We start from the raw sequence: 13,979 nt of genomic DNA, 5'->3' as shown, positions 1-13,979 counted from the left end.
GTCGCGTAGCCGGACGCGGCGCCAGGACGGTCGGGCCAGGATGGCACGGTTGCCTGCGCGTGTCAGGAGACCGCGCGGAGGGCCGACCTTAGCGGAATTTGTGGCGAAAATGCCGTCCGGTGCGGTCGTCAGCGCGCCGGGATCCGCCCGGCTCCGGGTTGGCAGGCGGCGCAGTAGAAGGTGGACCGTCCCGATTGCACGATGCGCGCGACGGTGCCGCCGCAGCCCGGCCGGGTGCAGGCGGCCCCGGTCCGGTCGTAGACCCGGAAGGCGTGCTGGAAGGCGCCCGCTGTCCCGTCCGTGTGGGTGTAGTCGCGCAGGGTCGAGCCCCCCGCCGCCACGGCCTCGGTGAGCACCTGCCCGATGACCCTGGCGAGCAGCTTCGCCTTCGGGGTCGGCCGTCCGTCGGTCCGCGCCAGGACCCCGGCGGGCGTCTCGGGGTGCAGGCCCGCCCGGTGCAGCGCCTCGCAGACGTAGATGTTGCCGAGCCCCGCGATCAGGCGCTGATCGAGGAGCGCGCTCTTCAGCGGCGTGATCTTGTGCCGGAACAGCCGCGCGATCGCCTCGCCGGTGAGCGCCGCGCTGAGGGGCTCGATCCCCATGCCGGCGAAGTGGCGGCAGGCGGCGAGGTCCCCCGTCGGAACGAGGTCCATGAAGCCGAAGCGGCGCACGTCGTTGTAGGTCACGGTGGCGCCCGTCCCCATCGCCATCACGACGTGGTCGTGCTTGGGCACGCCGAGCGCCCCTTCGAGGTAGAAATCCCCCGGGGACAGGTTGCGCCCGTCGGGCAACGCCACGTCGAAACGCCCGCTCATGCCGAGATGCATGATCAGGGTCTCGCCGGAATCGAGGCCCGCCGTCAGGTACTTGGCGCGCCGCGACAGGTCCGTGACCGTTCGGCCCTCCAGGCGCTCGGCGAAACGCTCCGGGAAGGGGAAGCGCAGGTTCGGGCGCCGGAGCGTGACGCGGGCGAAGCGCGCGCCGACGAGGGCGGGCTCCAGGCCGCGCCGCACGGTCTCGACCTCGGGAAGTTCGGGCATCGTCACCGGTTCGCAGGGATGGCTCGGGCCCCGATATCGGGGCGGATCCGGCCCGGGGCAATCCGGGCGCGTCGTCGCGCCGATCGGGAACACGCCGCCGGACGGCGCCCGCCCGGCCGGTGGACCTCCGCGCCCTTGCGGGTTCGACGCATAGCGGATTGTCCCCGCCTTCGCTATGGAAGCCGGGCAAAAGGTGGATGAGCATGAGCGCTGGCGAGCGGGCTTCGAACGACGACACGACGAATTTCGGCTTCGAGCGCGTGGCGCTCGACGAGAAGCAGGGGCGGGTCGACGACGTGTTCCGGTCGGTCGCGAAGCGCTACGACCTGATGAACGACCTGATGTCGGCGGGCCTGCACCGGGCCTGGAAGGCGCAGCTCATCGCCATGCTGCGCCCGCCGCAAGGGCGCGCCTTCCGCCACCTCGACGTGGCGGGCGGCACCGGCGACATCGCGTTCCGGTCCCTCGCGGCGGGCGGGCCCGGCACCCATGTCACCGTCCTCGACATCAACGAGGCGATGCTGCGGGTCGGCGCCGAGCGGGCCGGACACCGCTTCGACGGCCGGATCGACTTCGTCACCGGCAATGCCGAGACCCTGCCGCTGCCCGCCGAATCCTTCGACGCCTACACGATTGCCTTCGGCATCCGGAACGTGCCGCGCATCGACGCCGCCCTGAAGGAGGCCCACCGCGTGCTGAAGCCCGGCGGGCGCTTCCTCTGCCTCGAATTCTCGAAAGTGGACCTGCCCGTCCTCGATAGGATCTACGACGCCTATTCCTTCCACATGATCCCGCGCCTCGGGGCCCGGGTGGCGGGCGACGCCGATTCCTACCGCTACCTCGTGGAGTCGATCCGGCAGTTCCCGACCCCGGGCGCCTTCGCGGGGATGATCGAGGCGGCGGGCTTCCGCCACGTCACGCACCGGCTGCTCTCGGGTGGGATCGTGGCGATCCATTCCGGCTGGAAGATCTCCTGATGGCCCCGGCCGGGGAGGCGTGACGGGGTGTTCGGCGCGATCATCCACCTCATCCGGGGCGTCCATGTCGGCTTCGTGCTCGCCCGCGAGGGCGGACTCGCCTTCGTGGACCCGTCGCAATTGCCCCCGCACCTGCGCCTCGCCCTGCGGATCGGCCGCATGCTGGAGCGTCCCGGCCTCGGGGACGGCGCGGCGCGGCTCTCGAAGGCGCTCACCCGGCTCGGACCGTCCTACGTCAAGTTCGGGCAGTTCCTCGCGACCCGCCCCGACCTCGTCGGGATGGCGGCGGCGATCGATCTCGAGATGCTGCAGGACCGGGTGCCGCCCTTTCCGCAGGGGCAGGCGATCCGCGTGGTCGAGACCGCCTTCGGCCACCCGATCCGCAGCCTGTTCGCCTCCTTCAGCGAGCCGATCGCCGCCGCCTCGATCGCTCAGGTCCACCGCGCCACCGTGATCGACCCGGACGGGACGCAGCGCACGCTCGCCGTGAAGATCATGCGGCCGGGCGTGCGCGAGCGCTTTCAGCGCGACCTCCAGGCCATGCGCTTCATGGCGCGGGTGGTCCACGCGCTCTCGCCGCAGGCGGAGCGCCTGCGCCCGCGGGAGGTGGTCGAGATCCTCGCCCGCTCGGTGATGATGGAGATGGATTTCCGGCTCGAGGCGGCCGCGATGTCCGAGCTGGCCCAGAACACCCGGGACGACACCGATTTCCGGGTGCCCCGCCCCGAATGGGAGCTGACCGCCCGGGACGTGCTCTCGAGCGAGTGGATCGACGGCATCCGCCTGTCGGACCGCGCCGCCATCGTGTCGGCCGGCCACGATTCCCGCCTCCTCGGGCGGACCGTGATCCAATCCTTCCTGCGCCAGGCGATCCGGGACGGCTTCTTCCACGCCGACATGCATCCCGGGAACCTATTCGTGGACGCGGATGGGCGCCTCGTCGCGGTCGATTTCGGCATCATGGGACGGCTCGGGGTGAAGGAGCGCCGCTTCCTCGCCGAGATCCTGCTCGGCTTCATCCTGCGCGACTACAAGCGGGTGGCGCAGGTGCATTTCGAGGCCGGCTACGTGCCCCGGCACCATTCGGTCGACGATTTCGCGCAGGCGATCCGGGCGATCGGCGAGCCGATCCACCAGCGCCGTGCCGACGAGATCTCGATGGCGAAGGTGCTGACCCTGCTCTTCGACGTCACCGCCCTGTTCGACATGAGCACCCGCACCGAGCTCGTGATGCTGCAGAAGACCATGGTGGTCGTCGAGGGCGTCGCGCGCTCGCTCGATCCCCAACTCGACATGTGGACCGGCGCCGAGCCCGTGGTGCGCAGCTGGATCACCCGCAATCTCGGGCCGATCGGCCGGATCGAGGGCGCCGGCCGGGCGGCCCTCACCATCGCGGACGTCGTCTCCGACATCCCCGACCTCGCCGTGCGGCTGAAGCGCATCATGATCCGCCTCGACGAGGCGGGGACCGGCGACGCGCACCGCCTCGAGAACTTCGCCCGCCAGGAGCGCCGCCGGGCGATCTGGTCGACCCTGGCGCTCTGGGCCATCGCCATCGGTGCGCTCGTGATGGCGTTCCGCTAGGATACCCGCCAGTCTTCAGGATGACGGCATGGATCGTCCCCTCGCCCACCGCCGCATCCTCCTCGTCATCGGCGGAGGCATCGCGGCCTACAAGTCCCTCGACCTGATCCGCCGCCTGCGCGAGCGCGGCGCCGCGGTGCGCCCGCTCCTGACCAAGGGCGCCCAGGAATTCGTGACGCCCCTCGCCGCCGCGGCGCTCGCGGGCGAGCGGGCCCACACGGACCTGTTCGACCGGGAGGACGAGGCCGATATCGGCCACATCAAGCTCGCGCGGGACGCCGACGCCGTGGTGGTGGCCCCCGCGACCGCGAACCTGATGGGCCGCATGGCCGGCGGCCTCGCCCCTGACCTCGCCTCGACGGTGCTCCTGGCGACAACCCTCCCGATCCTGATCGCGCCGGCCATGAACGTGCGGATGTGGCACCACCCCGCCACCCGGCGGAACCTCGCGACCCTTCAGGGCGACGGGGTGCGGGTCGTCGGCCCGAACGAGGGCGCGATGGCCGAGGCCGAGTTCGGCCCCGGCCGCATGGCCGAGCCCGCCGAGATCGCCGACGCCGTCGCGGCGATGCTGGCCGAGACGGACGCGCAGGCCGCGCACGCCCCCGCCGGCTTCGGGTTCCTGGCCGGGCGCTCCTCCGCCGGTGCGCTCGCGGGACGGCGCGTGCTCGTCACCTCGGGACCGACCCACGAGCCCATCGATCCCGTGCGCTACATCGCCAACCGCTCCTCCGGGCGGCAGGGCCACGCCATCGCGGCAGCGGCCGCCGCGGCGGGCGCCGCCGTGACGCTGGTCTCGGGGCCGGTCGCGATCCCGGACCCGCCCGGCGTGACGGTGGTGCGGGTCGAGACCGCGCGCGAGATGCTGGCGGCGGTGAGGGCGGCCCTGCCCGCCGACGTCGCGGTCTTCACCGCGGCCGTCGCGGATTTCCGCCCCGCGGAGGCGCGCGGCTCGAAGATCAAGAAGGACGGGGCGGCGCCCGCGCCCCTCGGCCTCGTCGAGAACCCCGACATCCTGGCGACGATCGCCGGGCTCGCGTCCGGGCGCCCCGGGCTCGTCGTCGGCTTCGCCGCCGAGACCGACAGGGTGGTCGACTACGCCCGGGCCAAGATCGCCCGGAAGGGCTGCGATCTCCTCGTCGCCAACGACGTCTCGCTCGCGGGCGGCGTGATGGGCGGGGTGCGCAACACGGTCCATCTCGTGTCCCGCGACGGATCGGTCGAGACCTGGCCGACCCTCGACAAGGACGAGGTCGGCCGCCGCCTGGTCGAGCGCTTCGCACGCCTCCTCGGCGCCTGAGACCCGGGCGGCGGGTGCAGCTTACCCGGCCGCGGCGGCCTCGTGCTCGGCGGCGAGGCGCGCATCCGCCTCCGCGACCCGCCGAACCGCCGGACGCTCCCGGAAGCGCGCGACGTAGGCCATGATGGCGGGGTCCTCGGGGATCAGCTTGAACCCGGTAGTCCAGCTCAGCGCCGAGCCCCACAGCACGTCGGCCGCCGAGAAGCGCTCGCCCAGGATGTAGGGGCCGGGCTTCAGCGCTCCGATCACCTGCGCCAGCACCGCGTCGAATTCCCCGTAGGCCGACATCGCGCGGGGACCGGGTTCACGCTCGAGCGCCCGGTCGATCACGGCCGGCTCGAAGCATGAGCCGTAGAACACCATCCAGCGCAGGTACGGCCCCCGCAGCGGATCGCCCGTCGGCGGCGCGAGGCCGGCCTCGGGGAAGAGGTCGGCCAGGTAGAGGTACACCGCGGCCTGCTCCGTCACGAGGGCGTCGCCGTGCCGGATCGCCGGCACCTTCCCCATCGGGTTGACGGCGAGATACGGCGCTTGCCGGTGCGCGCCGGCCTTCATGTTGAGCACTTGCATCCGGTGCGGCGCCCCGAGCTCCTCCAGCAGGGTGCGCACCCCCGTCGAGCGGGTGTTCGGGGCGTGGTAGAAGGTGATCTCGGGCTGCATCTCGATCCTCGCGCTTCGCCGGCGGCGCAGGCTCATCGCCGCCCGCACCCGGGTCAAGCGGCCTTCAACGCGTCCGGCGCTCGGCCACCGCATCGGCGAGGAGGCACAGGATCTCGAAGGCGAGGGCGCCGCCGGCCAGGGCGGTGACGCCGGAGGGATCGAGGGGCGGCGCCACCTCGACGAGATCCGCTCCGACGAGGTCGAGACCCCGCATGGAGCGCAGGAGGTGGAGTGCCTCCCGAGAGGTGAAGCCTCCGATCTCCGGCGTGCCGGTGCCGGGGGCGTAGGCCGGATCGAGGGCGTCGATGTCGAAGCTCAGATAGGTCGGTCCCGCGCCCACGATGGCGCGGGCCTCCGCCGCGATCTCCGGCAGGCCGCGCACGAGCGCCTCCTCCATGGTGATGATGCGGATGCCTTGAGCGCAGGCCCAATCCCGCTCGTCCGCCGCATCCACGCTGCCGCGGATGCCGATCTGGACGCTGCGATGCGGATCGAGGACGCCGTCCTCGACCGCCCGGCGGAACGGCGTGCCGTGGGTCAGCCGCGTACCCTCGTACTGGCTGTCGTCCGTGTCGCTGTGGGCGTCGATATGGATGAGGCCGAGGGGCCGCCCCTGCCCCAGCGCCCGCAGGACAGGGTAGGTCACCAGGTGGTCGCCCCCGATCGAGAGCGGGACCACGCCCTCGGCCCTCAGCCCCGCGTGGAAGGCCTCGATCCGCCGGCAGGTCTCGGCGGCGTCGATCGGGTTCACCGCCACGTCCCCGAGATCGGCGCAGGCCGCGAGCGCGTAGGGCGCGATGCCGGTGGCGGGGTTGAGCATCCGGGTGCCGGTCGAGGCCTCGCGGACCCCCCGGGGGCCGAGCCGGGCTCCGGGCCGGTTCGTGGTCGCGCCGTCGAAGGGAATGCCCACGAGGCCGATCTCGATCGCGCCGGCCGCCTCCGCCGGCGTCAGGACCGGCAGGCGCATGAAGCTCGGCACGCCGGAGAAGCGCGGGCTGAGCATCCCCGATGCCGGGCGATAGCGGGCGATGCGCGCCGCGTCCGTCTCGCTGACCCTGTGCGTCACGGTCCGGCCTCCCTGCATGCGGTGCGTTCCCCCGATCATCCGAGGGGCTTCGGGGCAGATCAAGCGGGTCGGCCGTGCGCCCGCCGGGCCTGCGTTGACGACTGACGGCCGCCCGACTATAGAACCCGCTCCGCCGAGGGCTCGCGCTTCATCGCGAACCCTCGGCTTCGCCATTGCCTGATAACCTGCACGCGTTGACCGAGCCCGGCTTCGAGAAGCCCATCGGTATCGCCCGACGAGACGAGGATGCCCATGGCCAACACCGTGTCGGCCAAGAAAATGACCCGCAAGATCGCCAAGCGTACCGCGATCAACCGCTCGCGCCGCTCGCGGATGCGTACCTTTGTCCGCAAGGTCGAGGAGGCGATCGCCACCGGCGATCAGGCGAACGCGCTGACGGCGCTCCGCGCCGCCGAGCCCGAGATCATGCGGGCCGCCCAGCACGGCATCGTGCACAAGAACAACGCGTCCCGGAAGGTCTCGCGCCTCGCCGCGCGCGTGAAGTCGCTCGGCGCCGCTGCCGCCTGAGCCGACTGCCCGAGGGGCTTCGGGCGCGCAAGCCTCCCGGTCTCAGGAACGTCGATGAAAAAGCCCGGCCTGCGTGCCGGGCTTTTTCGCGTCCGCGGTGCCGGCGCCCGCCTCCGCCCATGCCCGCCTCCGCCCATGCCCGGTCCGTCGATGCGCCCCTCCGCCAGCCCGGGCCCGACGAGGGCGTCCCGGGCCGGATCCGCGGATACGACCCGGGCATGCACCCGGCGTTAACGCTGTTCCAGAATCTGCACCGTTGCGGAGTCTAGGGGCCGAGTGTAGCTTAACAAAACATAACCAAATTCCAGCAACGACGCGGTTTGCGGCAGGCGATGCGAATCGTTTGCTAGTTCAGTGGTGTGCCTCGACTCGCGTTTTAGATTCCTCGCTCGGTTAGGCGTCTATTTCGGCTATCCCCACAAGTCCCACTGTTAGGAGAACCGTAGCGAATTGTTGATAGGGTCGCTTGATCGGCGAAAGACCGCTGTTGATGGGTTGACTCTGCCGAAGATTCGCGTCTCGCAAATTCCTGCGGGGCCGCAAGCGTAGTGTGCGTACGCTCCGATCGGCGGAACTCCGTCCTCGGCGCGAGGAGAGCCAGAATGCAAGTCGACGGAAGCTTGGCGGACGGCGGCGGGAACAACGGCAACGGCACGAACGCCGCCGAGACGGCGGCGGCCTGGGCGCGGGTGAAGCGCCGGCTGCGCGCGGAACTCGGCGAGGACGTGTTCGCGAGCTGGTTCGCCCGTCTCGAACTCGAGGATGTCTCCGCCGGAATCGCCCGCCTCACGGTTCCGACCCGCTTCCTGAAGAGCTGGATCGAGTCCCATTATCTCGACCGCGTCCTGAACACCTTCCGCAGCGAGATCGAGGCGGTGTCCCGCATCGAGGTCGGCGTGCGCGGACCGGCGGCCCCGCCCCGGCCCGTGGCGAGCCCCGTGAAGGCGCACCCCGCGAGCGGCCCCCTCGCCCGGCTGCACGCGGCGCAGACCCCCGTTCCCACGGCCATGGCCGAGCCGGAGACCGCGTCCCGCGGCGAGGGCCCGGGCGGCGACCTCAACGGCGCCCCGCTCGACGCGCGGCTCAGCTTCACGAGCTTCGTGGTCGGCCGCTCGAACGCGTTGGCCCATGCGGCCGCCGAGCGCGTCGCCCGGCACGACGGCGAGGGCGCGCTCTACAACCCGCTCTACTTCCACGCGGGCGTGGGCCTCGGCAAGACGCACCTGCTGCACGGGATCGGCCACGCCGCCCGCGATGCCGGGCGCCGGGTCATCTACCTCACGGCCGACCGCTTCATGTACGGCTTCGTCAACGCCCTGAAGACCCAGAACGCCCTGGCCTTCAAGGAGCGCCTCCGGGCCATCGATCTCCTGATCCTCGACGACGTCCAGTTCATCCAGGGCAAGTCGATCCAGGCCGAGTTCGGCCACACCATCAACGCGCTGATCGATGCCGGCCGCCAGGTCGTGGTCGCGTCCGACCGGCCGCCGACGGAGCTGGAAGCCCTCGACGAGCGCGTGCGCTCGCGCCTCGCGGGCGGCCTCGTCGTCGAGATCGGCAACCTCGACGAGCAATTGCGCGCCTCCATCCTCTCGGCGCGCCTCGCGGCGGTGCGGGCCTCGCACCCGAACTTCGAGGTGTCGCCGACGGTGGCGGCCTACGTCGCCAAGGCGATCACGGCCAACGGCCGCGACCTCGAGGGCGCCGTCAACCGCCTCCTCGCGCACGCGACCCTGACGGGCACCACCGTGACCATGGAGACCGCCGAGACCGCGATCCGCGACCTCGTGAAGAACCGCGAGCCGAAGCGCATCAAGATCGAGGACATCCAGAAGCTGGTGGCCTCGCGCTACAACGTCTCGCGCTCCGACATCCTCTCCGAGCGGCGCACCGCCGCCGTCGTCAAGCCGCGCCAGATCGCCATGTACCTCTCGAAGGTGCTGACCCTGCGATCCCTGCCCGAGATCGGCCGCCGCTTCGGCGGGCGCGACCACACCACCGTGCTGCACGCGGTCCGCAAGATCGAGAAGCAGATCGGCGAGGATGCGGTGCTGGGCGACGAGGTCGAGCTCCTGAAGCGCATGCTGCAGGATTGAAGCGCGGGGGCTCCCGTGCCCCCGTCGCGGCGGGGCCTTCGCGCCGCGAGGGCTCCGGTCGCGCATCGGGAACGGCTCGGGTGCCAGGGCGCCCGGGATAGCACGGGAGCCCGCGAATCGGCCGCTTGCCATCCTGGCGGCCCTTCGCCAAGCTGTCCGGCCCTGATCCCAGGCTGCCGGCCGCGGCAGGATTTTTCGAAGACCAGAGTATTTTGCGATGAGAGTCACTGTCGAGCGCGCGGCCCTCCTTCGGTCGCTCGGCCACGTGCACCGCGTCGTCGAGCGGCGCAACACGATCCCGATCCTCTCGAACGTGCTCCTGCGCGCGGGCGAGGGCGGCCTCCAGCTCAAGGCGACCGATCTCGACATCGAGGTGACCGAGACGATCCCCGCCGACGTCGCCGATGCGGGCGCCACCACCGTGCCGGCCCACGTGATCTACGACATCGTGCGCAAGCTCCCGGACGGGGCCCAGGTCTCGCTGGAGACCGGCTCCGATTCCGGCCAGATGATCATCCGCTCCGGCCGCTCGCGCTTCTCCCTCGGTGCGCTGCCCGAGGGCGACTTCCCGGATCTCGCCGCGGGCGAGCTGCCGCACGGCTTCGCGCTGCCGGCCGCCGACCTGAAGCGCCTGATCGACAAGACCCAGTTCGCGATCTCGACCGAGGAGACGCGCTACTACCTGAACGGCATCTACCTGCACACGATCGAGTCCGAGGGCAGCCTCAAGATGCGGGCCGTCGCCACCGACGGGCACCGCCTCGCCCGCGTCGAGATGGAGGCGCCCGACGGCAGCAGCGGCATGCCGGGCATCATCGTGCCGCGCAAGGCCGTCGCCGAGATCCAGAAGCTCGTGGACGACGCCGGCGAGAGCGTCGCGATCGAGCTGTCGCCGGCCAAGATCCGCCTGCAATTCGCCAGCGGCGTGACGCTGATCTCGAAGCTGATCGACGGCACCTTCCCGGATTACCAGCGCGTCATCCCGACCGGCAACGACAAGCGCCTGACGGTCGAGCGCGATCCCTTCGCCAAGGCCGTCGACCGCGTCTCCACGATCTCGTCGGAGCGCGGCCGCGCGGTGAAGCTCGGGCTGCAGGAGGGGCGTCTCGCCCTCTCGGTGAACAACCCGGATTCGGGCAGCGCCACCGAGGAGCTCGACGTCGATTACGAGGCCGCCAACCTCGATATCGGCTTCAACGCCCGCTACCTCCTCGACATCACGAGCCAGCTCGAGGGCGACACCGCCCTGTTCAAGCTCGCCGACCCGGGTTCGCCCACCGTGATCCAGGACCGCGAGGGTGCCTCCGCCCTCTACGTCCTGATGCCGATGCGGGTGTGACCGGGGCCGAGGCTGCGCCGATCTCCTCCGACACGGATCCCGGGACGCGCGCTCCGGCGGGCGAGCGCCTGAGCCGGTTGATCGCCCGCGACTTCCGCAACCACGCGGATCTCGACCTCCCGGTCGCACGGCGCTTCGTCGCCCTGGTCGGGGAGAACGGCGCCGGCAAGACGAACCTGCTCGAGGCGATCTCCCTGTTCTCGCCGGGCCGGGGCCTGCGCCGCGCCGAGTTCGCCACCATGGCGCGCGTCGGCGGCCCGGGGGGCTTCGCCGTGTCGCTGACCCTCGACCGGGAGGAATCCGAGCATCGGCTCGGCACCGGCTACGAGCCTCCGGCCTACGAGGCGCGCGGCAGCCGCCTCTGCCGGATCGACGGCGCCACCGTCCCCTCGCCGGTCGCCTTCGCGGAGTTCCTGCGGATCGTCTGGCTCACCCCCGACCTTGACGGGCTGTTCCGAGGAGCGGCCGGCGACCGCCGCCGCTTCCTCGACCGGCTCGTTCTCGCGGTCGACGCCGCCCATGGCAGCCGCGTCAGCGCGATGGAGCGGGCTCTGCGCTCGCGCAACCGCCTCCTCGAGGAGCGCCCGGGCGAGACCCGGTGGCTCGATGCGATCGAGCGGGAGGCGGCCGAACTCGGCGTCGCCGTGGCGCTGGCGCGCCGCGAGACGGTGGAGCGCCTCGACCGCCTCATCGCCGAGACCCGCGACGACGCCCAGCCCTTCCCGTGGGCGAGCGTGCGCCTCGAGGGCGATCTCGACGACCTCGTGGCGGTCTGGCCCGCCATCGAGGCGGAGGACCGCTTCCGCCTCGCCCTGCGCCAGGGCCGGCACCGCGACCGCGCCGCCGGGCGGACCCTGACGGGGCCGCAGACCACCGACCTCGTGGTGCGCCACGGGCCCAAGGACGTGCCGGCCGCCACGGCTTCCACCGGCGAGCAGAAGGCCCTGCTGATCGGGCTGGTGCTGGCCCATGCCCGCCTCGTCCAGGCGATGAGCGGCATCGCGCCCGTGATCCTCCTCGACGAGGTCGCGGCCCATCTCGACCCGCGCCGCCGGACCGGCCTGTTCGAGGCCCTGGAGGCGTTGCCCGGACAGGTCTGGATGACCGGTGCGGACCCGGCCCTGTTCGCGGAACTCGTCGGGCGCGCGGACGTGGTGCGGATCGCGGATGGGCGGGTTCTCCGCGAGGCGGCGTCCTGAGGCGAGCGCGGTCGGACGCCACGTCGAAGCGGTCGCGGAAGCGACACGCGTCAGCGGCGATCCGCGTGGTTGCGGCGTGTGGGCCAGGGCCCTAGGACTGCGCGTGGCCTTGCCGTTTGGCAACGCCGATGCCAGCTTCGGGGCACGCGCAATCTCCGGCGCCTGAGGGCTGCCCCGAACGGTGGCCTCACCGCGAAGCTCCCCGCCTGTCCGTCCATCATGTCTCGCGGCGACGGCTTCGCCCCCGAGGCGATCGTTGAACATCTGCGAAGAAGTCCGATGACCTCACGCCTCGACGAGGCCCGCGCCGCGCTCCGAAGAACCTTCGGCTACGACGATTTCCGGCCGGGCCAGGCCGAGGTGATCGGCAGCGTCCTCGACGGCGCCGACGTGTTCGCCGTGATGCCGACGGGCTCGGGCAAGTCGATGACCTACCAGCTGCCGGCTCTGGTCGAGGATTCGCTGACCGTCGTCGTGTCGCCGCTCATCGCCCTGATGCACGATCAGGTGCAGCAGATGCTCGGCTTCGGGGTCGCGGCCGCGACCCTGAACTCGACGGTGCCCGAGGCCGCCTCGCGGGAGACCTGGCGGCGCATTCGCTCCGGCGACCTGCGGCTGCTCTTCGTCTCCCCCGAGCGTCTGCTGATGGACGGCTGCATGGATGCCCTGCGCAGTGCCGGCGTGCGGCGCCTGGCCGTCGACGAGGCGCACTGCGTCTCGCAATGGGGCCACGACTTCCGTCCCGAGTACCGGGACATCGCCCGGGCCCGGGAAGCCCTCGGCAACGTGCAGGTGCTGGCCCTGACGGCGACCGCCGACAAGGCGACGCGGGCCGACATCGCCGAGCGCCTGTTCCCGCCGGGTCGCGAGACGCGGACCTTCGTCCACTCCTTCGACCGGCCGAACATCCGCCTGACCTTCGTGCCGAAGGACAACCCGACGCGCCAGATCGAGCGTTTCCTGAAGCACCGCCGCTCCGAGAGCGGGATCATCTACTGCTCGTCGCGCAAGCGCACCGAGCAGCTGGCCGAGAGCCTCGCGCGCGACGGCTTCAATGCCCTGCCCTACCATGCCGGCCTCGACCAGGGCACGCGCATGAGAAACCAGGACACCTTCCTGCAGGAGGACGGCGTCGTGATGACCGCGACGGTCGCCTTCGGCATGGGCATCAACAAACCGGACGTGCGCTTCGTCTGCCACGCCGACATGCCCTCGAACGTCGAGGGCTATTACCAGGAGATCGGTCGCGCCGGCCGCGACGGGCTGCCCGCCGACACGCTGACGATCTACGGCCTCGACGACATGGCCCTGCGCCGCCGCCAGATCGACGAGAAGGAGGTGCCCGACGAGCGCCGCCGCGTCGAGCGGCGCAAGCTCGAGGCGATGATCGCCCTCTGCGAGGGCGCCACCTGCCGGCGCCAGTCCCTCCTCGGCTATTTCGGCGAGGCGAGCGAGGCCTGCGGCCGCTGCGACCTCTGCCGCGGTGGCGTCTCGCTCGTCGACGGCACGGTCTCGGCCCAGAAGGTGCTCTCGGCGATCGTCCGCACCGGCCAGCGCTTCGGCGCCGCCTATATCTGCGACGTGGTCGGCGGCAAGGAATCCGAGCAGATCCGCCGCAACGGGCATGCGAGCCTGAAGACCTTCGGGGTCGGCGCCGACAAGCCGGTGGCCGCCTGGCGCGCGATCCTGCGTCAGCTCTTCGCCGCCGGCGCCGTGGCGGAGAACAACGACGGCTACGGCGGCCTCTCGATGACCGGGAAGGGCGAGGCCATCCTGTTCGGGCGCGAGCCGATCCAGTTCCGGCCGGACCCCAAGCCGCGCGCCGCCGAACCGCGGGAGCGGCGCCGCGCGTCCGCCCGCGACGACGAGGCGCTGGCACTCAACGAGACCGACGAGGCCCTGTTCCAACACCTGCGCGGCCTGCGCGCCACGATCGCGCGGGCCGAGGGCATCGCGGCCTTCATGGTCTTCCCCGACCGGACGCTGATCGAGATGGCCCGGTCGAAGCCCGTCGACCTCTGGGCGCTGCGGACCGTGCACGGGGTCGGCGAGCGCAAGCGCGAGGCCTACGGCGAACGCTTCGTCGCCGCGATCGCGGATTTCCTGTCGCAGGCCCCGGAGGCGCAGGTCACCCGCTGAACGTTTTTCCCTCGTCTGCGCGGGGCGGGGTCGTGTACGGACGCTTCCAAG

11 protein-coding genes are annotated in these 13,979 nt (G+C 71.6%); 8 read left to right on the top strand and 3 right to left on the bottom strand.

The window, feature by feature from the left end:
- Positions 1 to 128: 128 nt before the first annotated feature.
- A complete protein-coding gene (gene mutM, locus F6X51_RS06610) occupies positions 129 to 1,040 on the bottom strand; it encodes a bifunctional DNA-formamidopyrimidine glycosylase/DNA-(apurinic or apyrimidinic site) lyase (RefSeq protein ID WP_150962424.1) in 912 nt (303 codons plus the stop codon).
- 203 nt (positions 1,041 to 1,243) lie between these two features.
- Between mutM and ubiE the strand changes: the two genes are divergently transcribed.
- Genes ubiE through F6X51_RS06595 form a run of 3 tightly spaced genes read left to right on the top strand, consistent with a single transcriptional unit; the run spans position 1,244 to position 4,901 of the window.
- A complete protein-coding gene (ubiE, locus tag F6X51_RS06605) occupies positions 1,244 to 2,017 on the top strand; it encodes a bifunctional demethylmenaquinone methyltransferase/2-methoxy-6-polyprenyl-1,4-benzoquinol methylase UbiE (RefSeq protein WP_150962581.1) in 774 nt (257 codons plus the stop codon).
- A gap of 27 nt (positions 2,018 to 2,044) precedes the next feature.
- Positions 2,045 to 3,601 (top strand): 2-polyprenylphenol 6-hydroxylase, encoded by a 1,557-nt coding sequence (gene ubiB / locus F6X51_RS06600; protein WP_150962423.1) that lies wholly within the window; start codon positions 2,045 to 2,047, stop codon positions 3,599 to 3,601.
- A 28-nt stretch (positions 3,602 to 3,629) separates the two neighbouring features.
- On the top strand, positions 3,630 to 4,901 hold the full coding sequence (locus F6X51_RS06595) for a bifunctional phosphopantothenoylcysteine decarboxylase/phosphopantothenate synthase (RefSeq protein WP_150962422.1): 1,272 nt from the start codon (positions 3,630 to 3,632) through the stop codon (positions 4,899 to 4,901).
- A gap of 21 nt (positions 4,902 to 4,922) precedes the next feature.
- Here the strand turns inward: F6X51_RS06595 and F6X51_RS06590 are convergent, their stop codons facing one another.
- Together F6X51_RS06590 and speB are read right to left on the bottom strand one after the other, a co-directional pair.
- A complete protein-coding gene (locus tag F6X51_RS06590; RefSeq protein WP_150962421.1) occupies positions 4,923 to 5,561 on the bottom strand; it encodes a glutathione S-transferase family protein in 639 nt (212 codons plus the stop codon).
- A 64-nt stretch (positions 5,562 to 5,625) separates the two neighbouring features.
- Complete coding sequence (gene speB / locus F6X51_RS06585; protein ID WP_246696664.1) at positions 5,626 to 6,564, bottom strand: agmatinase; 939 nt, start codon at positions 6,562 to 6,564, stop codon at positions 5,626 to 5,628.
- 315 nt (positions 6,565 to 6,879) lie between these two features.
- Between speB and rpsT the strand changes: the two genes are divergently transcribed.
- The 5 genes from rpsT to recQ all read left to right on the top strand — a co-directional run bounded on the left by rpsT (position 6,880) and on the right by recQ (position 13,928).
- On the top strand, positions 6,880 to 7,155 hold the full coding sequence (gene rpsT, locus F6X51_RS06580) for a 30S ribosomal protein S20 (RefSeq protein ID WP_150962420.1): 276 nt from the start codon (positions 6,880 to 6,882) through the stop codon (positions 7,153 to 7,155).
- Positions 7,156 to 7,757: 602 nt separating this feature from the next.
- A complete protein-coding gene (gene dnaA, locus F6X51_RS06575) occupies positions 7,758 to 9,251 on the top strand; it encodes a chromosomal replication initiator protein DnaA (RefSeq protein WP_150962419.1) in 1,494 nt (497 codons plus the stop codon).
- 217 nt (positions 9,252 to 9,468) lie between these two features.
- Positions 9,469 to 10,590 (top strand): DNA polymerase III subunit beta, encoded by a 1,122-nt coding sequence (gene dnaN / locus F6X51_RS06570; protein WP_150962418.1) that lies wholly within the window; start codon positions 9,469 to 9,471, stop codon positions 10,588 to 10,590.
- Positions 10,591 to 10,610: 20 nt separating this feature from the next.
- Positions 10,611 to 11,789 (top strand): DNA replication/repair protein RecF, encoded by a 1,179-nt coding sequence (gene recF / locus F6X51_RS06565; RefSeq protein WP_150962579.1) that lies wholly within the window; start codon positions 10,611 to 10,613, stop codon positions 11,787 to 11,789.
- A 279-nt stretch (positions 11,790 to 12,068) separates the two neighbouring features.
- Complete coding sequence (gene recQ, locus F6X51_RS06560; protein WP_150962417.1) at positions 12,069 to 13,928, top strand: DNA helicase RecQ; 1,860 nt, start codon at positions 12,069 to 12,071, stop codon at positions 13,926 to 13,928.
- Positions 13,929 to 13,979 lie beyond the last annotated feature (51 nt).

The organism is Methylobacterium planeticum (assembly GCF_008806345.1).
Taxonomy (GTDB): domain Bacteria; phylum Pseudomonadota; class Alphaproteobacteria; order Rhizobiales; family Beijerinckiaceae; genus Methylobacterium; species Methylobacterium planeticum.
Note: the sequence above shows the minus strand (reverse complement) of the source record. Positions and strands in the feature narration are given on the sequence as shown.

Bases quoted from the DNA above. Each gene is read 5' to 3' on its own strand.
- dnaN (WP_150962418.1), top strand. From the start codon at position 9,469: ATGAGAGTCACTGTCGAGCGCGCGGCCCTCCTTCGGTCGCTCGGCCAC.
- mutM (WP_150962424.1), bottom strand. From the start codon at position 1,040: ATGCCCGAACTTCCCGAGGTCGAGACCGTGCGGCGCGGCCTGGAGCCC.
- dnaA (WP_150962419.1), top strand. From the start codon at position 7,758: ATGCAAGTCGACGGAAGCTTGGCGGACGGCGGCGGGAACAACGGCAAC.
- F6X51_RS06590 (WP_150962421.1), bottom strand. From the start codon at position 5,561: ATGCAGCCCGAGATCACCTTCTACCACGCCCCGAACACCCGCTCGACG.
- ubiE (WP_150962581.1), top strand. From the start codon at position 1,244: ATGAGCGCTGGCGAGCGGGCTTCGAACGACGACACGACGAATTTCGGC.
- F6X51_RS06595 (WP_150962422.1), top strand. From the start codon at position 3,630: ATGGATCGTCCCCTCGCCCACCGCCGCATCCTCCTCGTCATCGGCGGA.
- recQ (WP_150962417.1), top strand. From the start codon at position 12,069: ATGACCTCACGCCTCGACGAGGCCCGCGCCGCGCTCCGAAGAACCTTC.
- speB (WP_246696664.1), bottom strand. From the start codon at position 6,564: ATGCTCAGCCCGCGCTTCTCCGGCGTGCCGAGCTTCATGCGCCTGCCG.
- rpsT (WP_150962420.1), top strand. From the start codon at position 6,880: ATGGCCAACACCGTGTCGGCCAAGAAAATGACCCGCAAGATCGCCAAG.